We start from the raw sequence: 19,964 nt of genomic DNA on the forward strand, positions 1-19,964 counted from the left end.
TGGCCTCGGCCGCAGCGCGCCTCAGCGCAGCAGGAACGCGATGTCCTCGACGCGGATCTGTGCCACTGGAATGCCCTTGCGGCGCTGGAACAGGATGTGCTGCTGCACGCGGCTGCGCTGCTCGGCAAATGCCGCGGGATCGATCGGCGTGCCCAGGCGCATGTAGTGCTGCACCAGCAGCTTGTAGGCGCGGTGGCGCACCTGCATGGCCTCGGTCTCTGCGCGCAGCCGCCGGATCTCTGCCGGGCTGCGGTCGATTGCCTGGTGCAGCTCCTCGACCGTGCGCGCATGCAGCTCGCGGTAGACGTCGCGCTCGGCCCCCATCTGGTGCAGCTCGTCGCGCAGCGCGCGGATCTTGTGCTGCAGCTTCAGCGTCTGCGAGACCGCCTGCTGCACCCGCCCCGCCGCCCCCAGCGCGTGGCTGGCCGCGGCCATGGTGCTCTTCCACAACCCGCGCTCGTCGCCCGCAGTCTGCGGCGGCCAGCGGTTGTCTGTCCCGATCAACGTATCCATCAGACCCCCCGGTAAGAAAGTGATAGCCCTGGACCGGGTGTCCGCGTTATGGGTGCGGCTTGGCCGGCTCGGTCCGCGCCGCCGGGCGGCAGCGCATCAGGGCATCGTAGAGATACATATATCGGCTGCCAAGTAGAAGATATTTACTTCTGGGTTGGCTGTTGCGCGTTGCTGGCGTTGAGCCGGGAAGTGTTTCGCCGTTGCGGCGACAGCGCGGGGACCGGAGTCCGGGCGTTTATGACACTGCGCCCCAATGCAAAAAGCCCGGCTGCGGGAGCCGGGCTTTTCTTGTTCTGGTGGCCTGGGACGGAATCGAACCGCCGACACAAGGATTTTCAATCCTCTGCTCTACCGACTGAGCTACCGGGCCAAAGAAGCGAAACTATAACTGGACTTTTTTGGTCAGTCAAGCGTCATGTGCGTCACTGCCTCATTGCTCGGCCGGCTCGGGCTTGTTGCGGCCCAGTTCGACGCCGAGCTGCTTGAGCTTGCGGTACAGGTGGGTACGCTCCAGCCCGGTCTTCTCGGCCACGCGGGTCATGCTGCCGTGTTCGCGCAGCAGGTGGTATTCGAAGTAGGCGCGCTCGAACAGGTCGCGCGCTTCGCGCAGCGGCATATCGAAGGAGAACTGCATCTCGGCCTCGGGCACGCGCGCGGGGCTGCCGTTGGGGGCGGCCTCGGCGGTGGTCTCGGGCACGGCGTCGGCCGAACCGGGTTCGGCCGACGGTGCCGCGGCGGGCGCGGCGGTGGCGGCCGTGCTGCTGCGCGGGCGTTCGATGCCGCGGGCCAGGCCCTGCTCGACCGCGGACAGCAGCTTCTGCAGTGCGATCGGCTTCTCAAGGAAATTGAGCGCGCCGATCTTGGTTGCCTCGACCGCCGTGTCGATGGTGGCGTGGCCCGACATCATGATGACGGGCATCGTCAGCTGTCCCTGCGCGGACCATTCCTTGAGCAGGGTCACGCCATCGGTATCGGGCATCCAGATATCGAGCAGCACGAGGTCGGGCGTACCCGCCGCGCGGTATTCGCGCGCTTGCAGCGCGTTCTCCGCGAGTTCAACCACGTGGCCTTCGTCGCTGAGGATCTCCGAGAGCAGCTCCCGGATTCCCATTTCGTCATCGACTACGAGGATCGTTGCCATACTTCCCCTCTTAACCCCACCGCAGCGTTCCGGGACCGGACGCCATTGTTGACTATGTCAGTTTAACGAACAGGATCGAGATCTGTGCACCGACGATCTCCGCACCTTCCATGCGATTGCGCAACTCGATTCGCGCGCCGTGTTCGTCAATGATCTTCTTTACCATCGCGAGCCCCAGACCCGTGCCCTTGGCTTTCGTGGTCACGTAGGGCTCGAACGCACGGCTCAGGATTCGTGGTGCAAAACCGGGACCATTGTCCGCAATGGTGAGCTTGACGGCCTGGCGGTTTTCGCCGGCAGAATCTTTGTATTCTACAGTCTCGGTGTGCAGAGTGATATGGGGCGCCGCCCTACCGGCCGCGAGGTTCTCGGCGGCGGCATCCTGTGCGTTCTGCAGCAGGTTGTGGATGACCTGGCGCAACTGCGTCGGATCGCCCTTGATCTCGGGCTGCGCGGTGCCCAGCGTCGGATGGATCACCGGATGCTCGTGCACAGCGGGATCATCGATGCCGTACAGGTGCAGCACCTCCGCCACCAGGCTGTTGAGCTGCAGCGACTGCAGCACCGCGGGCGGCGTGCGCGCGTAGTCGCGGAAGTCATCGACCATGCGCTTCATCGCGGCCACCTGGTTGACGATGGTGGCGGCGCCACGCTTGAGCACATCGGCGTCGGTGCCTTCGAGCTTGGGCGAGAGCTTCATCTGCAGGCGCTCGGCCGAGAGCTGGATCGGCGTCAGCGGGTTCTTGATCTCGTGCGCAAGGCGCCGTGCCACCTCGCCCCAGGCCACCGAGCGTTGAGCGGAAATCACATCGGAGATATCGTCGAACACGATCACGTAGCCGGGCTCATCGCGCTCGCCGCCGGGCAGGCGTGCGCCGCGCACCAGCAGCGTAAGCGGCTGTTCCTCGCCCTGCGGCAGCTCGATCTGCTTCTGCCAGTGCTCGGCGCCGCCCAGCACCTCGCTGGTGTTCTGGTCCGAGAATGCCTGGCGCACGATCTCGCCGAACGGCCCCATGCCAGGGATCTGCTCAACCGGCAGGCCCAGCACCGCGCCGAGCGGCTGGCGGAAGATGCGCTCCGCGCCGGGATTGGCGGTAATCAGCACAAAACGGCGGTCGAACACCAGCACGCCGGCGGTCAGGTTCTGCAGCACGCTTTCCAGGTAGGCCTTCGATTGCTCCAGCGCGGTGCGGTTCTCTTCCACCGCCAGCCGCGCCTCGGCCAGCTGGCGCGTCATCTGGTTGAACTGCTGCGTGAGCATGCCGAGCTCGTCGCGGCTTTTCAGTTCGCGCTTGGGCGAGAGGTCGCCCTCGGCCACTTCCTTGGTCCCCTGCAGCAGCATCAGCAGCGGCCGCGCCAGTTGCCCGCCCAGCAGCAGCGCCAGCATCACCGCGATGAAGACGGCCAGGAACAGCGTCAGCGTCAGCGTGCCGATATACATCTTGCGCAGGCCGGTGCGGCCCAGCGCCTTCTCCTGGTATTCCTGATACGCGCGCTGGACCTCGTCGGCATTGCGCGCGAGCACCGCCGGCACCGGGTGCAGCACCTGCAGGTAGCGCTCTTCGCGCACGGTCTCGCCGACCAGCCCGAAGCCGCTCGACGGCGATTCCTCCGGGCGGCGCTCCACAGACAGGCCGGAGCCGGCCCAGCGCGGCGGCTTGGCCAGCGCGCGCGGGGCGCTGCCGCCTGCCGCGTCATTCTGTGCGCTGGTTGGGCTTGCGCCCAGTGGAATGATCACGCGCAGCCGGTACAGATGGCTGCTGTCGGCGCGCTCGGTGCTCGGGTTGCCGTCGCCCGACGGGTCAGTGCCGCCCTCCACCGCCGCGTAGCCACCGGCCAGCCGTGCCTGTTCGGCAAGCACGCCGGAAGGCAGGTCCGGCACCAGCGACGCATAGTTGCTGGACGCCGTGGCCAGCACGCGGCCGCTGCCGGTGAAGATGGCGGCTTCCTGGACGCCATACTGCTCGCGCAGGCGGTTCAGTTGCAGCGAGGTGGCCACGCCGGAGCCGCCGGCGAGCTGCTCGGCCATCAGGCGTGCCTTGACCTGCAGGTCGGCGAGCGAGCTGTCGATGGTGGCGCGGCCCAGGTTCAGCCCGGCCTCGAGCGCGGTTTCCACGCGCACGTCGAACCAGGACTCGATGCTGCGCGAGACGAACTGCAGCGAGACCAGGTAGATCAGCACGCCGGGCAGCACGCCCACCACGCCGAAGAACACGGCGAGCTTGGTCATCAGCCGCGTGCCGAACTTGCCGCGGCGATAACGCAGCCACAGCGTCAGCGCCAGCGCACCCACGATCAGCACCAGCAGGGCGCCGATCACCAGGTTCACCTTGAACAGCAGCGTGAAATAGCGATCGAAGAATTCGGTGTTGGCCGATGCCCCGGCCAGCAGGCCCACCAGCACCAGCGCCAGGAAGACGATGATCCCGGCCACGACGCGGTACAGCACGCGCCGGAACCGGCTGTCCCACAGCGAGTTGTTCATGGCTGGCTCGATGCGGGCTGCACCAGCAGTGCGGGCGACAGCCCGTACGACACCGCCTGCATGGTCAGGCCGCGTGAGTCAATGGCAGCGGCAGGCGCCGACGCAGGCGCGGGTACGGCGGGCGAGGCCGGCAGCGCCGGCGATGCGGGGCCTGGGGCCGGCGCGGGCGGCGGGGGTGGCGGCGGTGGGTTCAGGTCCGTCGGCACCATATAGACAAAGCGCCGCCAGTCGGAGGCCAGGTTCCATTCACGCGTGTTGACGGCGTTGATCTGGAACGGCTTGGGCAGTTGCGACAGGTCCAGCCGCATGCGCACTTCGGCGTGGTAGGTCTCGCCCGCCTTGACCGCATTGCGCTCGAACACGCGCCAGCCGCGCACGCGCTGGATGAACTGCAGCGCGCTCTTCAAGCGCGTGAACGGCAGCTGCAGGCCGCCGGTGGAGACACGGTACTGGCGCGTCAGCGGCTGGTACGACAGGCGCACGCTGCGGGTGGTGTTGACCGGCTTGTCGTCGAACCAGTACCAGCGCGAACGCGAGAGCTGGAAGTCGACCGCGAAATAGAGGGAGATGCCCTTGTGCAATGCGTCTTCCAGCACGGGCGGCAGGTCGAAGTCGAAGCTGGCGGCAAGCTCGAAGCCGCCGTCCTGGAATTCGATGCGCGCGTCGGTGGCCTCGATGACCTGCGCGCGCGCAGCGTGCGGCAACCACAGTAGCGAGGCGAGCGCCAGCACCAGTGCAAGCCACCACCGCGCCAGCAGGCCACGACTGCCCGCGCCGCCGGGGCGCAGATGCGGGCACGCCTGGTCCGCGGTAGTGTCCACGTTCGTGTCCACCATGACGCGGAAGTCTGACAGGCGCGGCGTGCTCAGCATCGGATCAGATCAGGCGCGTTTCTGGAAGCGGGCGTAGAAGAAGCCATCGTGATCCGACGGCAGGCTGGTGCCGGCAGTGGCGTCCTTTTCGCCATTGGCGCCGGCTGCTTGCGTGGTATGAGTGCCGGGCAGCAGCTGCCCCGGCGCCTGCAATCGTATCGCATCTGCCAGCTGTGCACCAAACCAGCGCGCCTGCTCCTCGCCTTCCGTTGGGAAAATAGAACAGGTGACATAGACCAGGATGCCGCCCGGTTTGAGCAGCGGCCACAGTTGCGAGACGATGCGGCGCTGCTCGGTGATGAGCTTGGCAATATCGGTTTCACGGCGCAGCCAGCGGATATCGGGATGACGCCGCACAATGCCCGAAGCCGAACACGGCACGTCGGCCAGGATGCGGTCAAAGAGCTGGCCGTCCCACCAGTCGGCGGGCCGGCTGGCATCGCCCACCACGATCCTGGCTTGCTTGCCCAGGCGCGCCAGGTTCTCGCCGATGCGGGTGGTGCGCTGCGGGTCGCTTTCCACCGCGGTGACATCGATATCGGCCAGTTCCAGCAGGTGCCCGGTCTTGCCGCCGGGCGCCGCGCAGGCATCCAGCACGCGCATGCCGTCAGCCACCTCGAGCAGCGGCGCGGCCAGCTGCGCGCCGGCATCCTGCACCGAGACCACGCCTTCGGCAAAGCCCGGCAACTGCGTCACCGGCACCGCGCGCACCAGGCGCACGGCCTGCGGGCCGACCACATGGCCAGCCAGGCCGGCGTTGGCAAGATCGGTCTGGTACTGCTGCACGGACACGCGCGCGGTGTTGACGCGCACCGTCATCGGCGGGCGCACGTTGGCGCTGGCGGCCAGGGCCATCCACTGGTCCGGGTAGGCCTCGCGCAGCATGCGCAGCCACCACGGCGGCAGGTTCCAGCGCGCCTGCTCGTCGCGGTTGACGTCGGCCAGCAGCGCCTTGCGTTCGCGCAGGAAACGGCGCAGCACCGCGTTGACCAGGCCGCGCGCATGCGCAGTCTTGGGTTCGGAGGCGGCGGCGCTGACCGCCTGGTCGACCACCGTAAAGGTGCTGTAGCCCGGGCGGCCGGCGTCCGCGTCCTGGCGCGCCTTGTCCGCGCTGTCCTGCTTGTCGCGCGGACCCGGCGCGTGCTCCAGCAGCAGCGCCAGCGCCACGGCCAGCAGCGAATCGACCTGCGCGCCGGGCGGGCGCGTGACCAGCTTCGTCACCAGTGCGCGTGCCGTGCCGAACTGGCGCATGGTGCGATAGGCGATGTCCTGCAGCGCACCGCGCGTGGCGGCATCGCGCACGCGGTCCAGCCGCAGCTGTGCGGCGGCGTCCTCGATCGCCTGGGGCAAGGCTGTGCCTTCGCTGACCGCGCGCACCGCGGTGGCGGCGCCAAGCATCTGGAAGGCAAGCGAATCGGGAGGCAGGCGCATATCGGTCGGGCGGCGGGTCAGGTATTGGAATCGGGAAGCGGGCCGGCACGGGCACAAAAAAAGCCCGCCGGTCCATGCGGAACAGCGGGCAGTTTACCCTGTGCGGGGGCCCTGCCCCGGATTTCCGGCCGCTCAGGTTGGATAGGTGCCGGTCTGGGCCATCTGCATCAGGCGCGCGATGCGCTCCTCGGTGGCCGGGTGGGTCGAGAACAGGTTGGCGATGGCGCCGCCAGAGAGCGGGTTCATGATCATCATCTGCGCCGTGGCCGGGTGTTCTTCGGCCGCCTGGAACGGGATGCCCTGGGCGTAGCGGTGGATCTTGTCCAGTGCGCTGGCCAGCGCCTGCGGGTCGCCGCTGATCTCGGCGCCGCCGCGATCGGCCTCGAACTCACGTGCGCGCGAGATCGCCATCTGGATCAGCGATGCTGCCAGCGGGGCCAGGATTGCCACGGCAATGCTGGCGATCGGGTTGCTGCGGTTGCCGTTCTCGTCGCGCCCGCCGAAGAACATCGCCATATTGGCCAGCGCCGAGATCGCACCGGCCATGGTGGCGGCGATGGTCGAGGTCAGGATGTCGCGGTGGCGCACGTGCGCCAGCTCATGCGCCATCACGCCGCGCAGTTCGCGCTCGGACAGCACCCGCAGGATGCCGGTGGTGGCCGCCACCGCGGCGTGCTCCGGGTTGCGGCCGGTGGCAAAGGCGTTGGGCGCGTCTTCATTGATCAGGTACACGCGCGGCATCGGCAGGCCGGCGCGCTGCGCCAGTTCCTGCACCATGCCGTAGAACTGCGGCGCGCTCCCGGCGTCGACTTCCTGCGCGTTGTACATGCGCAGGACCATCTTGTCCGAGAACCAGTAGGAGAAGAAGTTCATGCCCAGCGCAAGCAGCAGCGCCATCATCATGCCGCTGCGCCCGCCGATCATGCCGCCGATGACGATGAACAGCGCCGTGATGGCCGCCATCAGCATGAAGGTCTTGACCCAGTTGAACATTGCGGTGATCTCCGTGTAATCGTGAGCCGCGTCCCGGGGGAAAAGCGGACGCGATGACCGTTAGATAGGGGGTAATACCCGAAAATTCAACGGCTGTTCAACGGTTTCAAGGGGGAGCCGTGGCCGGTCGCGCCCGCCGGGCGGTTCCACCGGCACTTATGCCGCCATGTGCGGCAAGGGCCGGCCCGATCATGCCTGCGCCGCGCCGTCGCCGGGTACCGCGCAGCGCGTGCCCGGCGGCAGCGGCAGGCCCTGCAGGAACTGCTGCGCCGGCTGGCGGCGCCCGCCCGGCTTCTGCAGCTCGGTGACCTGCAGTGCGCTGCCCTCGCCGCAGGCGATGATGATGCCGGCAGCGTCGGCCGCCAGCACCGTGCCGGGCGGATGTGGCAGGCTGCTGGCGGCGGCCAGCGGCACGGCCTTCCAGCACTTGATCACGGTATCGCCGACCTGCACCGTCGCGCCCGGGAATGGGTTGAACGCGCGCACCTGGTTGGCCAGCGCCGCGGCCGGGCGGCGCAGGTCCAGCGGCGCCTCGTCCTTGGCGATCTTCTCGGCGTAGGTGACGCCTTCGGCCGGCTGCGGCGTGGCGGCCAGCGTGCGGCCGGCGGCCAGCGCCTGCAGCGCTGCCACGGTCATGCGCGCGCCCAGCGCGGCCAGGGTGTCGTGCAGCGTGCCGGTGGTGTCGTCCGGGCCGATCGGCACGGCCTCGCGCGTGAGCATGTCGCCGGTGTCCAGGCCTTCGTCCATCTGCATCAGCGTGATGCCGGTCTCGGCATCGCCCGCTTCGATGGCGCGGTGGATCGGCGCCGCGCCGCGCCAGCGCGGCAGCAGCGAGCCGTGGATATTCAGGCAGCCCAGGCGCGGCAGGGTCAGCACCTCGGCCGGCAGGATCAGGCCGTAGGCGGCCACCACCATCACGTCGGGGGCGGTGCCGGCGAGCGCGTCAATGGCCGCGGCGGCGTCTTCCGGGTACTTGCCCTGGCGGCGCAGCGAGCGCGGCTGCAGCACTGGCCCAAGGCCGCTGGCGGCGGCGAACTGCTTCACCGGGCTGGCCTGCAGCTGCATGCCGCGGCCGGCGGGGCGGTCAGGCTGCGTCAGCACCGCCACGACGGGAAAACCGGCGGCGTGGATGGCTTCCAGCGCGACGCGCGCGAACTCGGGCGTGCCGGCAAAGGCGACACGCAGGGGTCTGGCTTGGGACATGGCAGGTTCCGTGGCCTGAAGCAGAACCGGCCGCTATCGCGGCCGGTGCTTTTGTTCTTCGGAAGTCATAAAGATAACAGACCCCGCGCGGGTGCCGCGCGCTGGCGGCGGGATTCCGGGCGGGCTGTTACATCTTTGTGGCAGGGCGCCGCTTACATGCGGGTGCGCTCGCGCTTCTGCAGCTTGCTCTTGATGCGGTTGAGCTTGAGCGGCGACAGGTACTCGACAAAGACCTTGCCGCGCAGGTGGTCGATCTCGTGCTGGATGCAGACCGCCAGCAGGTCGTCGGCTTCGAGCTCGAAGCTTTCGCCCTTCTCGTTGAGCGCGCGCACGCGTACCCGGTCGGGGCGCTCGACGCGGTCATAGACCTCGGGCACCGACAGGCAGCCCTCTTCCCACACCTTGCGCTTGTCGCTGGCCCAGACGATCTCCGGGTTGATAAAGACCTGGAGCTGGTCGCGCGTTTCCGAGACGTCGATCACCACCACCTGCTCGTGCACGTTGACCTGCGTGGCGGCCAGCCCGATGCCGGGCGCTTCGTACATGGTTTCAGCCATGTCCTTCACCAGCTGGCGGATACGGTCGTCCACCGCCGCAACGGGTTTGGCAACGGTGTGCAGGCGGGGATCGGGGTAGGTCAGGATATCGAGTTTTGCCATGATGCTCAGGCGCAACGCCGGCTGCTGCCGGCAACCGGGCCGCGTTGCGGCGGCCGGTGTTTACATGCAGAATCGGGGCGCAAGTACAAAAATTCAAGGCGCGCCGCAACAGGCGCGCTCTCCCGGGTCAATCCGGCCGAACCACCGGCCGGTCAGGAAAATGCGCGATCTTACCAAAGAACACCAGGCGGCGTCGGGCCGCAGGCTGCACGCGTTCACCCCTAAGTTTGCTTGTGCGTGGTTGAGTGCCGCTGGCTTCACAGCCGCGGCCACGCTTCCGGCCCTGGCCGCGGACCTGACGGTCACGCCGGCACAGCAGGCCGAAGCCCAGCGCACGGCCCAACAGGGCATCCCCGTTTCAGACCTGGCTGCCAATGCGCCGTCGCAGTACACCGTGCGCATGGGTGACACGCTGTGGGGGATCTCGGGCCGCTTCCTGCGCCAGCCATGGCGCTGGCCTGAGCTATGGGGCATGAACCGGCAACAGATCCGCAACCCGCACCTGATCTATCCGGGACAGATCCTGTACCTGATCCAGCGCGACGGACGAGCCTGGCTGTCGACCACGCCGGGCGGCAGCGGCACGGTGCGCCTGTCGCCGCAGATGCGCGGCGGCGCCGCCGACGGCGCCGCCATCCAGAGCATCGCGGCCGCCGATATCGAGCCCTTCCTGATCCGCCCGCTGGTGGTCGACCAGGACACGCTGGCCACCTCAGCGCGCATCGTCGCCGTGTCCGAGTCGCGCGTCATCCTTGGCCGCGACGACACCGGCTACGCGCGCGGCATCCCCGCCGACGCGCCGCAAGGCGGCGACTGGCAGGCCTACCGCCCGGTCACCCCGGTGCGCGATCCCGTCACCAATGCCGTGCTCGGCTATGAGGCCGAATACGAAGGCAACGTGCGCCTGGCGCGCGGCGCGCAGGGCCCGGACGCGGTCTCGACCATGCAGGTCACGCAGGCCAGGCAGGAGATGGGCGTGGGCACGCTGCTGATGCCGCAGCCCGCGCGCGAAGCCCTGCGCTATGTGCCGCACGCGCCCGATACGCAGTTCGACGGCCGCGTGGCCAAGGTCTATGGCGGGGTCGAGTTCGGCGGCGCCAGGCAGGTGGTGGTGCTCAACCTTGGCAGCCAGGCCGGGGTGGAGCCCGGGCATGTGCTGGCGCTGTCGCGCACCGGCGAGACCGTGGTCGACAAGACTGACAGCAACCGCGCCATCCGCCTGCCCGACGAGCGCTACGGCCTGGCCTTTGTCTTCCGCGTGTTCCCGGGGGTGTCGTATGCGCTGGTCACCGACGCCTCCAACGTGATCGCGGTCGGCGACCGGGCGACCTCGCCGCGCTGAGCCGGACTTGGCGACATCGCAGGCGGCCCCGGCGGCCGCCGCTTCCCTTTGCCATGCCGGCGCTGCCGGGCAGGTCACCACGCGCGATCCCGATGAGCTGAAGGCGTGGCTGCAGCTCGCCTGTGCGCCCGGGGTCGGTCCGGTCACGGTGCGCCTGCTGCTGGCCGCATTCGGGCTGCCGCAGCAGATCCTGGCGCAGAGCGTGGCAGCGCTGTCTTCCGTCGTCCCCAAGAAACACGCCCGCGCGGTGCTGGCCAGGCCCGGCACCGGGCTGCCGGCACTGGTCGAACGCACCCTCGCCTGGCTCGGCACGCCCGGCAACCACGTGGTCACGTTCGGCGACGACACCTACCCTGCCCGCCTGTTCGACCTGCCCGACCCGCCGCCGCTGCTATATATCAAAGGCGATCCCGCGCTGCTGGCGCGTCCTTCGCTGGCCATCGTCGGCGCGCGCGGCGCCACCGAGCAGGGCAAGCGCGATGCGCAGGCCTTCGGGCGGGCGCTGTCCGAGTCGGGGCTGGCGGTGGTTTCGGGGCTGGCGCTGGGCGTCGATGCCGCCGCCCATGCCGGCGGACTGCAGGGCCGCGGCGGTACCGTCGCTGTTACGGGTACGGGGGCCGACCGGGTCTATCCGGCCGAGAACCTGGCGCTGGCGCACGAAGTGGCCGCGCGCGGCGCCATCGTCACCGAATTCCCGCTCGGCATGCCGGGCCTGCCAGCCAACTTCCCGCGCCGCAACCGCATCATCGCGGCCCTGGCGCGCGGGGTGCTGGTGGTGGAGGCCGCAGCGCGCTCGGGCTCGCTGATCACCGCACGGCTGGCGGCAGAGCTGGGGCGCGAGGTATTTGCGGTCCCGGGCTCGATCCACGCGCCGCTGTCAGCAGGCTGCCACCTGCTGATCCGCCAGGGCGCGAAGCTGGTGGAGAGCGTCGAGGACGTGCTGGAAGAGATCAACCTGCTGCCGGCACCAGCCCGCCCTGCTGCCAGGCGCGTTCCCGCGGCCGCGCCGGAGCAACCGGATCTTTCTGACTTTGCTGGCCACGCCGACCCCCTGCTGGCCGCTCTCGGCTACGATCCGGTTACGCTGGATGCGCTGTGCGAGCGCAGCGGCCAGCCGCCGGAAGCGGTCGCGGCGCGCTTGCTGGAACTGGAACTGGCCGGGCACGCGGAGCGTCTACCGGGAAACCTGTTCCGGCGGCTTGGGTGAGCCGCAGCGCAATACCGATACAATCGCCGGCAGCCCGCGTGCCGCGGGCGCCTCATGTTTCCGATGCCATGACCGTTTACTTTCCAGAACGTGACGCCGGCGCCATTGCCGGGTGCCTGGCGGCGCGGCCGCAGGGCCGCCTGGTGGCCTGCCTGTGCGCACAGTGGTGCGGCACGTGCCGGGACTACCTGGCGGCGCTGACGGCGCTGGCCGCGCGCCATCCGGAGGATTGCTTCGTCTGGATCGACATCGAGACGCATGCGGATGCGCTTGGCGATATCGATATTGAGAATTTCCCGACGCTGCTGGTGCAGCCTGCGTCGGGTGGCACGCCCCAGTTCTATGGCACCCTGCTGCCGCACATCGAGGTGCTGGAGCGCATGCTGAGCCGCGGTGCGGCGATGCCGGCGAGTGCCGAAGACGTGCCGCAGGTGCTGGACTGGTTGCTTGCCGGGGGGAGCAGCGCCGCCTAGGCGGCGCCAAGGGCGGCGGCGGAGCTTGCTTGCACCGCCGTTGAAACCGCGCTTATTATTGGCGCCTCATAGCCCCCCGGCGTTCTGATTACTTCGTTTGTAGTGCAATTCGCGGGTTGCCGGATGCAGCTCGCAAGGACCCTTCCCATGTCAAAAGCCCTCATCATCGCGGAAAAGCCGTCGGTCGCGGCGGATATCGCCCGTGCCCTCGGGGGGTTTACCAAGCACGACGAGTATTTCGAGAGCGACGACTACGTGCTGTCCTCCGCCGTCGGCCACCTGGTCGAGATCGCCGCGCCGGACGAATACGAGGTCAAGCGCGGCAAGTGGAGCTTCGCCAACCTGCCGGTGATCCCGCCGCATTTCGACCTGCGTCCGATCGCCAAGACCGAGTCGCGCCTGAAGGTGCTGAACCGGCTGATCAAGCGCAAGGACGTCACCGCCCTGATCAACGCCTGTGACGCGGGGCGCGAAGGTGAACTGATCTTCCGGCTGATCGCGCAACAGGCCAAGGCCAAGCAGCCGGTGCGCCGGCTGTGGCTGCAGTCGATGACGCAGCAGGCGATCCGCGATGGCTTCGCCAGCCTGCGCGAAGACGAAGACATGCTGCCGCTGGCCGACGCCGCGCGCTGCCGGTCGGAGGCCGACTGGCTGGTCGGCATCAATGGCACCCGCGCCATGACCGCCTTCAACAGCAAGGGCGGCGGCTTCTTCCTGACCACCGTGGGCCGCGTGCAGACGCCGACGCTGTCGATCGTGGTGGAGCGTGAAGAGAAGATCAAGCACTTCGTGCCGCGCGACTACTGGGAAGTGCGGGCCGAGTTCATCGCCGCCGCCGGCCTGTATGAAGGCCGCTGGTACGACCCCAAGTTCAAGAAGAGCGAGTTCGATCCCGAGGCGCGCGAATCGCGCCTGTGGAGCGAGGCCGAGGCCAAGAGCATCGTTGCCGCCTGCCGCGACAAGCCGGGCACCGTCACCGAGGAATCCAAGCCGTCGACGCAGCAGTCGCCTGCGCTGTTCGACCTGACCACGCTGCAGCGCGAGGCCAACTCGCGCTTCGGCTTCTCGGCCAAGAACACGCTGGGCCTGGCGCAGGCCCTGTATGAAAAGCACAAGGTCCTGACCTACCCGCGTACCGATGCGCGCGCGCTGCCCGAGGACTACCTGGACACGGTCAAGCAGACCATGGACATGCTGGCCGACAGTTCGCCCAACTACCTGCCGCACGCCAAGAAGATCCTGGCGCAGGGCTGGGTCAAGCCGAACAAGAAGATCTTCGACAACAGCAAGATCAGCGACCACTTCGCCATCATCCCGACGCTGCAGGCGCCCAAGAACCTGTCCGAGCCGGAGCAGAAGCTGTACGACCTGGTGGTGCGCCGCTTCCTGGCGGTGTTCTTCCCGGCGGCCGAGTTCCAGGTCACCACCCGCATCACGGAAGTTGCCGGCCACCACTTCAAGACCGAAGGCAAGGTGCTGGTCAACCCGGGCTGGCTGGTGATCTACGGCCGCGAGGCGCAGGGCGACAAGGACGCCGCCAACCTGGTGCCGGTGGCCAAGGACGAGAAGGTCAAGACCGACAAGGTCGAGAGCGTCGGCCTGACCACCAAGCCGCCCGCGCGCTACAACGAAGCCACGCTGCTGTCGGCCATGGAAGGCGCCGGCAAGCTGGTGGACGACGATGCGCTGCGCGAAGCCATGGCCGGCAAGGGCCTGGGCACGCCGGCGACGCGCGCGGCCATCATCGAAGGCCTGCTGACGGAAAAATACCTGGTGCGCGAAGGCCGCGAGCTGATCCCGACCGCCAAGGCGTTCCAGCTGATGACGCTGCTGCGCGGCCTGGGCGTGCTGGAACTGACGCAGGCCGAGCTGACCGGCGAATGGGAGCACAAGCTCTCGCAGATCGAGCGCGGGCGCATGAAGCGCGACGAATTCATGCTTGAGATCGCGCAGATGACGCAGCAGATCGTCAAGCGCGCCAAGGAATACGACAGCGACACCATCCCGGGCGACTACGCCACGCTGGACACGCCGTGCCCGCAATGCGGCGGGCAGGTCAAGGAGAACTACCGCCGCTTTGCCTGCACCGCGTGCGAGTTCTCGATCAGCAAGATCCCGGGCGGGCGCCAGTTCGAGATCGAAGAGGTCGAGGAGCTGCTGCTGAAGAAGGAAATCGGTCCGCTGCAGGGCTTCCGCAGCAAGATGGGCCGTCCGTTCGCCGCCATCCTCAAGCTGGGCAAGGACGACGAAGGCCATTACAAGATGGAATTCGACTTCGGCCAGAACGACGACGACAACGACGGCGAGCCGGTCGACTTCAGCGGCCAGGAGCCGGTGGGCACCTGCCCGAAGTGCGGCGGCTCGGTGTTCGAGCACGGCATGAAGTACGTCTGCGAGAACAGCACGACCAGCCCCAAGAGCTGCGACTTCACCACCGGCAAGATCATCCTGCAGCAGGAAATCAGCCGCGAGCAGATCGGCAAGCTGCTCACCGACGGCAAGACCGACCTGCTGACGGGGTTCAAGTCGTCGCGCACCGGCCGCAACTTCAAGGCCTTCCTGGTCAAGCAGCCGGACGGCAAGATCGGCTTCGAGTTCGAGGCGCGCGAGCCCAAGGCGGGCGCCAAGACGGCGGCGAAGACCACGGCCAAGGCAGCATCGAATGGCACGGCCGAGGCGGCGCCGGCAACCAAGACGGCAGCGAAGACCGCGGCCAAGACGCCAGCCACCAAGACGCCGGCCACCAAGGTGCCGGCCACCAAGGTGCCGGCCAAGAAGGCGGCGGCCAAGAAGGCCCCCGCGAAGACCGCCGCGGCCAAGAAGTCGCGCGCGGCAGCCGCCGGCCAGTAAGCGTCAGCGTGTTACGGCAAAACGCCCGGCATTGCCGGGCGTTTTGCTTTGGGTGGCTCGGCCAGGCAGCCCGCTCAGGTGCGCACGGCTTGCGCGCCGCGGCTGGCGGCTGGCGCCGGCTGCGTTTCCTTGCCCCGTACCTGCCCTTCTTCGAGCAGGAAGTCGATAAAGGCGCGCACCTTGGTTGGCAAGAACTTGCGGCTCGGGTAGACCACGCTGACATCGCGCCGCGGCAGCTGGTATTGCGGCAACACGTGCACCAGCTTGCCGGATTCGATATTGGGACGCGCCAGGTAGGACGACAGCATGGCCACGCCCATGTCGGCCAGCGCCGCCTGGTGGGCCAGCTCGGCATTGCTGCACAGCAAACCGGGGCGGATCGGCACGGTCACCTCGCCTTCCGGGCCCAGCAGCGTCCATTCGTGCTCGGCGCTGGGCAGGCGCATGGCAATGCAGCGGTGGTGGCTGAGTTCATGGGCATGGCGGATCGGCGCATGCGCCGCCACGTAGCCCGGCGACGCGCACAGGATCACCTCGGCCGACAGCAGCGGGCGCGCCACCAGGTGCGAGCCCAGGCCCAGGTCGGACAGCATCACGGCGACGTCGCGGCCTTCTTCGACGATATCGACGTTGCGGTCCGACAGGATCACGTCGAACACCACGTCCGGATACAGCTGCTGGAAGCGCGCCAGCAATTCCGGCAGCAGGTGCAGGCCGAACATCACCGGGGTGACCAGCCGCAGCGTGCCTGACAGCGACTGGCTGCGCGCCGTGACTACGCTTTCAGCTTCTTCCACGTCTTCCAGGATCTGCTGGCAGCGCTGCAGGTAGGTTTCGCCGGCGTCGGTCAGCGACAGGCTGCGGGTGGTGCGGTTGAGCAGGCGCGTGCCCAGATGGCTCTCCAGGTCGGCCACATAGCGCGTCACCACTGCGTTGGACATTTCCAGCTGCTGCGCTGCACGCGCGAAGCTTCCCAGTTCCACCACCTTGGAAAACACACGCATCGATTGCAGGCGATCCATGACACAGTCTCCCGGTTCCGCGCTGAATTCTTACGTAATCAGCCTATTTTATTGTTCGAATCAAAACTAATCATTGTGGATCCTGATATTTATTGATATGAGGGAAATGCCTAATATCTAGCCATCGGATGCCGCAACGCAACATAGTCTTTCGTCGAAGTGACGGTTCAGGCATCCATGCAATAGAGAAGGCCTGAATCATGAAAACCAACCGCTACGCCCTGATCGCTGTCGCCACCCTCGCCGCCGCCCTGTCGGCCGCACCGGCCTTTGCCAAGAACGGCAAGTTCGATGTGTTCATCGACGGCGCCAAGGTCGCCAAGTTCGATCCGTACACCGACGGTGCCCGCGCCGGCAAGTTCGACACGTTCTCCGAAGGCGCCCGCGCCGGCAAGTTCGACACCTACTCCGAAGGCGCCAAGTACGACACCACTACCGATCGCGCGCCGCTGTAAGGCCGCCTGGCCGCCTCAGGCCCGCCTCCCCGGGCGGCCTGGCAGCGCGATCCCGGGGCCGCTTCCTCCCCTTGTGCGGCCCCGCCTGCTTCAAACCTGGTCTCCACAGGTCCTTGGGGGAGCGCCTCGCAGCCTCTCCGCCTTTATTGGAGAAGAAGCCCGCACCGGTTCCGGTTGCGGGCTTCTTTGTTTCTGCATCCGGCGGGTTTGCAACCACTGGCGAATGATTATGCCAGACGCCGCAAATGAAAAACGGGCCATGACGGCCCGTTTTGCTGACCCACCTACGACTTCTTAGTCGTCGTAGTGGTGGTGATGCTTGTGCTTCTTGCGCTTGTAGTTGCTGTTGTAATAGCGGCGGTCATTGTCGTACGAGTTGCTGCGCGAGACGTTGCCGCCCAGCGCCGCACCCGCGCCGCCGCCCAGGCCGGCGCCGATCAGGCCACCGGTGCGGCCGCCCATGGCGTTGCCAGCGGCGGTGCCGGCACCGCCGCCCAGCGCGCCGCCGATGATGGCACCGGTGCGCTCGCGGCGGTTGGAGGTCACTGCGCCACCGGCGCCGCCGCCCACTGCACCACCGATCACTGCGCCGGTGCTGCCGCCCAGCGCGCCGCCCACTGCGGCACCGGCGACGCCGCCGAGTGCGCCGCCCAGGGCGTTGTTCATGTCGCTCGCGACGGCCGGCAGCGCGCAGGCCGCCAGGGCGAGGGCAATGGTCAGATTGCGAACGGGATGGCGAGTCATATCTTTTTTCCTCGAATTGCCATGATGTGTCGCAAGTGTAGAGAAGGAGCCGCACCCTTGCTGTAACCACCTGTAAAGCCCTGTAACCCGCTGCAGAAACGGTATCCGTGCATTACAAAAGCGCGGCAAACACGCAACACTTCACAAAAAAGACAGGCGATCATGTGATCGCCTGTCTGCTTTGTACGCCGTCGGCCCGCAGGACGGTGGCGTTCAGCGTGTGCTCAGCAGCACTTGCCCTGCCCGCCGCCGTAGCGTGCCTCCTGGCGCTCGCGGAAGAAGGCCTCGTAGCTCATCGGCTCGCGGTCCGGGTGGGTGCTTTCCATGTGGGCGACATAGGTCTGGTAGTCGGGCAGCCCGACCATCAGCCGCAGCGACTGCCCAAGGTAGCGTCCCATGGTTCCGAGTTGTTCCAGCATGGCGGGCTCCTGTGTTCCCCGGGTTACTGGGCCGAGGCGCCCGAAGGCAGCGGCTCGAACGGCGTTTCCTTGTCGGTCGGGCGGTTCACTGCGCGTGCCTGCATCGCAGTCTTGAAGCCGTAGAACACGATCGACAGCACCACCAGCATGAACAGCGCGCACAGGCCGGCGTCCAGGTAGTCGTTGAAGACGATTCGGTGCATCTGCTCCATCGACTTGGCCGGGGCCAGCACCTTGCCTTCGGCAATGGCGGCGCTGAACTTGGCGGCGTGGGTCAGGAAGCTGACCTTGGGGTCGGCGTGGAACAGCTTCTGCCAGCCGGCGGTCAGCGTGCAGACCAGCAGCCAGATGGTCGGCACCAGCGTCACCCAGGCGTACTGGCCGCGCTTCATCTTGACCAGCACGCAGGTGCCCAGCACCAGCGCCACCGCGGCCAGCATCTGGTTGGAGATGCCGAACAGCGGCCACAGCGTGTTGATGCCGCCCAGCGGATCGACCACGCCCTGGTACAGGAAGTAGCCCCAGGCCGCCACGCACAGCGCGGTGGCGGTCAGGTTGGCGACCAGCGAGTCGGTCTTGCGCATCGACGGGATAAAGCTGCCCAGCAGGTCCTGCAGCATGAAGCGGCCGGCGCGGGTGCCCGCGTCGACGGCGGTCAGGATGAACAGCGCCTCGAACAGGATGGCAAAGTGGTACCAGAACGCCATCATGGCCTGGCCGCCCACAACCTGGTGCAGGATGTGGGCGATGCCCACCGCCAGCGTGGGCGCGCCGCCGGCGCGCGAGATGATGGTGTTCTCGCCGACATCCCTGGCGGTCTGGATCAGCACGTCAGGGGTGATAACGAAGCCCCAGGTCGAGACCGCCTGCGCCACCGCTTCCGGTGTGGTGCCGATCACGGCGGCCGGGCTGTTCATGGCGAAGTACACGCCCGGCTCGATCACCGAGGCGGCCACCAGCGCCATAATGGCGACGAAGGACTCGGCCAGCATCGCGCCGTAGCCGATAAAGCGCGCGTGTGATTCATTCTCCAGCAGCTTGGGCGTGGTGCCCGACGAGATCAGCGCATGGAAGCCCGACACCGCGCCGCAGGCGATGGTGATGAACAGGAACGGGAACAGGTTGCCCGACCACACCGGCCCGCCGCCCTTGGCGAACTGCGTGAAGGCCGGCATCTTCAGCTCCGGCGCGACGATCAGGATGCCGACGGCCAGCGCGATGATGGTGCCGATTTTCAGGAAGGTCGACAGGTAGTCGCGCGGCGCCAGCAGCAGCCACACCGGCAGCACGGCGGCGATAAACCCGTAGATGATCAGCATCCAGGTCAGCGCCTTGCCGTCGTAGGTGAACAGCGGCGCCAGCGTGGCGCTCTCGTGCACGTACTGGCCGCCGATGATGGCCAGCATCAGCAGCACGAAGCCGATCACCGACACCTCGCCGATGCGGCCGGGGCGGATGTAGCGCGTGTAGATGCCCATGAACAGCGCGATCGGGATCGTCACCGCCACGGTGAAGGTGCCCCACGGCGAATCGGCCAGCGCCTTCACCACGATCAGCGCCAGCACCGCCAGGATGATGATCATGATCATGAAGCAGCCGAACAGCGCGATCAGGCCCGGCACCGTGCCCATCTCGGACTTGACCAGATCGCCCAGTGAGCGGCCGTCGCGGCGCGTGGAGATGAACAGCACCATGAAGTCCTGCACCGCGCCGGCGAACACCACGCCGGCCAGGATCCACAGCATGCCCGGCATATAGCCCATCTGCGCGGCCAGCACCGGGCCGACCAGCGGGCCGGCGCCGGCGATGGCGGCAAAGTGGTGGCCGAACAGCACCGCCTTGTTGGTCGGCACGTAGTCCAGGCCGTCGTTATGGCGCCAGGCCGGCGTCATCCGTTTGGGATCGAGCTGCATCACCTTGTCGGCGATAAAGCGGCTGTAGTAGCGGTAGGCGATCAGGTAGATGCAGAGCGCGGCAACCACGATCCACAGCGCGCTGACGGCCTCGCCGCGCGCCAGCGCGACAGTGCCGAAGGCAAACGCGCCGAGCACGGCGACGGCCAGCCACACCAGGTGTTCTCCGATGCGATTCATAGTGAAGGTCTCCTCAGACCGGGATGTCTTGGATAGCCTGCGGTGGCGAAGGACTGGTAACA

General features: G+C 67.6%; 17 protein-coding genes and 1 tRNA gene. 5 read left to right on the top strand and 13 right to left on the bottom strand.

Annotated elements, in window-relative coordinates:
* Nucleotides 1–21 precede the first annotated feature (21 nt).
* The 9 genes from RS901_RS05995 to def all read right to left on the bottom strand — a co-directional run bounded on the left by RS901_RS05995 (nucleotide 22) and on the right by def (nucleotide 9,297).
* A complete protein-coding gene (locus RS901_RS05995) occupies nucleotides 22–513 on the bottom strand; it encodes a hypothetical protein (protein WP_316151950.1) in 492 nt (163 codons plus the stop codon).
* A gap of 294 nt (nucleotides 514–807) precedes the next feature.
* Nucleotides 808–883, bottom strand: a tRNA-Phe gene (locus tag RS901_RS06000).
* A gap of 60 nt (nucleotides 884–943) precedes the next feature.
* Nucleotides 944–1,654, bottom strand: coding sequence for a response regulator (locus RS901_RS06005; RefSeq protein ID WP_316151952.1), 711 nt, complete (start codon nucleotides 1,652–1,654; stop codon nucleotides 944–946).
* A gap of 52 nt (nucleotides 1,655–1,706) precedes the next feature.
* Nucleotides 1,707–4,139, bottom strand: a complete 2,433-nt coding sequence (locus RS901_RS06010; protein WP_316151954.1) for a PAS domain-containing sensor histidine kinase — start codon at nucleotides 4,137–4,139, stop codon at nucleotides 1,707–1,709.
* Nucleotides 4,136–5,011 carry a DUF4390 domain-containing protein gene (locus RS901_RS06015; RefSeq protein WP_316151957.1) on the bottom strand — a complete coding sequence of 292 codons (876 nt, stop codon included), beginning with the start codon at nucleotides 5,009–5,011 and terminating at the stop codon, nucleotides 4,136–4,138. Before RS901_RS06015 ends, RS901_RS06010 begins: the two co-directional genes overlap by 4 nt.
* A gap of 9 nt (nucleotides 5,012–5,020) precedes the next feature.
* Nucleotides 5,021–6,442, bottom strand: coding sequence for a 16S rRNA (cytosine(967)-C(5))-methyltransferase RsmB (gene rsmB, locus RS901_RS06020; RefSeq protein ID WP_316151959.1), 1,422 nt, complete (start codon nucleotides 6,440–6,442; stop codon nucleotides 5,021–5,023).
* 132 nt (nucleotides 6,443–6,574) lie between these two features.
* The gene (htpX, locus tag RS901_RS06025) at nucleotides 6,575–7,435 is read right to left on the bottom strand and encodes a zinc metalloprotease HtpX (protein WP_316151960.1); all 861 of its coding nucleotides are present in this window, start codon (nucleotides 7,433–7,435) and stop codon (nucleotides 6,575–6,577) included.
* A gap of 189 nt (nucleotides 7,436–7,624) precedes the next feature.
* Nucleotides 7,625–8,638 carry a methionyl-tRNA formyltransferase gene (gene fmt / locus RS901_RS06030; protein ID WP_316151962.1) on the bottom strand — a complete coding sequence of 338 codons (1,014 nt, stop codon included), beginning with the start codon at nucleotides 8,636–8,638 and terminating at the stop codon, nucleotides 7,625–7,627.
* 152 nt (nucleotides 8,639–8,790) lie between these two features.
* Entirely contained in the window at nucleotides 8,791–9,297 is a 507-nt protein-coding gene (gene def / locus RS901_RS06035; RefSeq protein WP_316151964.1) for a peptide deformylase, read from the bottom strand.
* 160 nt (nucleotides 9,298–9,457) lie between these two features.
* Between def and RS901_RS06040 the strand changes: the two genes are divergently transcribed.
* The 4 genes from RS901_RS06040 to RS901_RS06055 all read left to right on the top strand — a co-directional run bounded on the left by RS901_RS06040 (nucleotide 9,458) and on the right by RS901_RS06055 (nucleotide 15,169).
* A complete protein-coding gene (locus RS901_RS06040; RefSeq protein WP_316151967.1) occupies nucleotides 9,458–10,639 on the top strand; it encodes a LysM peptidoglycan-binding domain-containing protein in 1,182 nt (393 codons plus the stop codon).
* A gap of 7 nt (nucleotides 10,640–10,646) precedes the next feature.
* Nucleotides 10,647–11,846 carry a DNA-processing protein DprA gene (gene dprA, locus RS901_RS06045; protein WP_316151970.1) on the top strand — a complete coding sequence of 400 codons (1,200 nt, stop codon included), beginning with the start codon at nucleotides 10,647–10,649 and terminating at the stop codon, nucleotides 11,844–11,846.
* A 68-nt stretch (nucleotides 11,847–11,914) separates the two neighbouring features.
* A complete protein-coding gene (locus tag RS901_RS06050; protein ID WP_316151972.1) occupies nucleotides 11,915–12,319 on the top strand; it encodes a thioredoxin domain-containing protein in 405 nt (134 codons plus the stop codon).
* Between the two features lie 147 nt (nucleotides 12,320–12,466).
* A complete protein-coding gene (locus tag RS901_RS06055; RefSeq protein WP_316151974.1) occupies nucleotides 12,467–15,169 on the top strand; it encodes a DNA topoisomerase III in 2,703 nt (900 codons plus the stop codon).
* A gap of 74 nt (nucleotides 15,170–15,243) precedes the next feature.
* Here RS901_RS06055 and RS901_RS06060 read toward each other — a convergent pair whose 3' ends face one another.
* Nucleotides 15,244–16,191 carry a LysR family transcriptional regulator gene (locus RS901_RS06060; protein WP_316151976.1) on the bottom strand — a complete coding sequence of 316 codons (948 nt, stop codon included), beginning with the start codon at nucleotides 16,189–16,191 and terminating at the stop codon, nucleotides 15,244–15,246.
* Nucleotides 16,192–16,391: 200 nt separating this feature from the next.
* Here RS901_RS06060 and RS901_RS06065 point away from each other — a divergent pair, with 200 nt between their 5' ends.
* Nucleotides 16,392–16,646 carry a hypothetical protein gene (locus tag RS901_RS06065; protein WP_316151978.1) on the top strand — a complete coding sequence of 85 codons (255 nt, stop codon included), beginning with the start codon at nucleotides 16,392–16,394 and terminating at the stop codon, nucleotides 16,644–16,646.
* 294 nt (nucleotides 16,647–16,940) lie between these two features.
* On the opposite strand, the gene RS901_RS06070 is transcribed toward RS901_RS06065, so the two are convergent.
* The 3 genes from RS901_RS06070 to RS901_RS06080 all read right to left on the bottom strand — a co-directional run bounded on the left by RS901_RS06070 (nucleotide 16,941) and on the right by RS901_RS06080 (nucleotide 19,902).
* Nucleotides 16,941–17,390, bottom strand: a complete 450-nt coding sequence (locus tag RS901_RS06070; RefSeq protein WP_013958451.1) for a hypothetical protein — start codon at nucleotides 17,388–17,390, stop codon at nucleotides 16,941–16,943.
* A 224-nt stretch (nucleotides 17,391–17,614) separates the two neighbouring features.
* The gene (locus RS901_RS06075; RefSeq protein WP_013958452.1) at nucleotides 17,615–17,809 is read right to left on the bottom strand and encodes a YbdD/YjiX family protein; all 195 of its coding nucleotides are present in this window, start codon (nucleotides 17,807–17,809) and stop codon (nucleotides 17,615–17,617) included.
* Between the two features lie 23 nt (nucleotides 17,810–17,832).
* A complete protein-coding gene (locus tag RS901_RS06080) occupies nucleotides 17,833–19,902 on the bottom strand; it encodes a carbon starvation CstA family protein (protein ID WP_316151986.1) in 2,070 nt (689 codons plus the stop codon).
* Between the last annotated feature and the right edge of the window lie 62 nt (nucleotides 19,903–19,964).

Source organism: Cupriavidus sp. BIC8F (assembly GCF_032465815.1).
GTDB classification, from domain to species: Bacteria; Pseudomonadota; Gammaproteobacteria; order Burkholderiales; family Burkholderiaceae; genus Cupriavidus; species Cupriavidus necator.

Coding starts and splice junctions, on each gene's coding strand:
- RS901_RS05995 (WP_316151950.1), bottom strand. CDS start 513: ATGGATACGTTGATCGGGACAGACAACCGCTGGCCGCCGCAGACTGCG.
- RS901_RS06005 (WP_316151952.1), bottom strand. CDS start 1,654: ATGGCAACGATCCTCGTAGTCGATGACGAAATGGGAATCCGGGAGCTG.
- RS901_RS06010 (WP_316151954.1), bottom strand. CDS start 4,139: ATGAACAACTCGCTGTGGGACAGCCGGTTCCGGCGCGTGCTGTACCGC.
- RS901_RS06015 (WP_316151957.1), bottom strand. CDS start 5,011: ATGCTGAGCACGCCGCGCCTGTCAGACTTCCGCGTCATGGTGGACACG.
- rsmB (WP_316151959.1), bottom strand. CDS start 6,442: ATGCGCCTGCCTCCCGATTCGCTTGCCTTCCAGATGCTTGGCGCCGCC.
- htpX (WP_316151960.1), bottom strand. CDS start 7,435: ATGTTCAACTGGGTCAAGACCTTCATGCTGATGGCGGCCATCACGGCG.
- fmt (WP_316151962.1), bottom strand. CDS start 8,638: ATGTCCCAAGCCAGACCCCTGCGTGTCGCCTTTGCCGGCACGCCCGAG.
- def (WP_316151964.1), bottom strand. CDS start 9,297: ATGGCAAAACTCGATATCCTGACCTACCCCGATCCCCGCCTGCACACC.
- RS901_RS06040 (WP_316151967.1), top strand. CDS start 9,458: ATGCGCGATCTTACCAAAGAACACCAGGCGGCGTCGGGCCGCAGGCTG.
- RS901_RS06050 (WP_316151972.1), top strand. CDS start 11,915: ATGACCGTTTACTTTCCAGAACGTGACGCCGGCGCCATTGCCGGGTGC.
- RS901_RS06055 (WP_316151974.1), top strand. CDS start 12,467: ATGTCAAAAGCCCTCATCATCGCGGAAAAGCCGTCGGTCGCGGCGGAT.
- RS901_RS06060 (WP_316151976.1), bottom strand. CDS start 16,191: ATGGATCGCCTGCAATCGATGCGTGTGTTTTCCAAGGTGGTGGAACTG.
- RS901_RS06065 (WP_316151978.1), top strand. CDS start 16,392: ATGAAAACCAACCGCTACGCCCTGATCGCTGTCGCCACCCTCGCCGCC.
- RS901_RS06070 (WP_013958451.1), bottom strand. CDS start 17,390: ATGACTCGCCATCCCGTTCGCAATCTGACCATTGCCCTCGCCCTGGCG.
- RS901_RS06075 (WP_013958452.1), bottom strand. CDS start 17,809: ATGCTGGAACAACTCGGAACCATGGGACGCTACCTTGGGCAGTCGCTG.
- RS901_RS06080 (WP_316151986.1), bottom strand. CDS start 19,902: ATGAATCGCATCGGAGAACACCTGGTGTGGCTGGCCGTCGCCGTGCTC.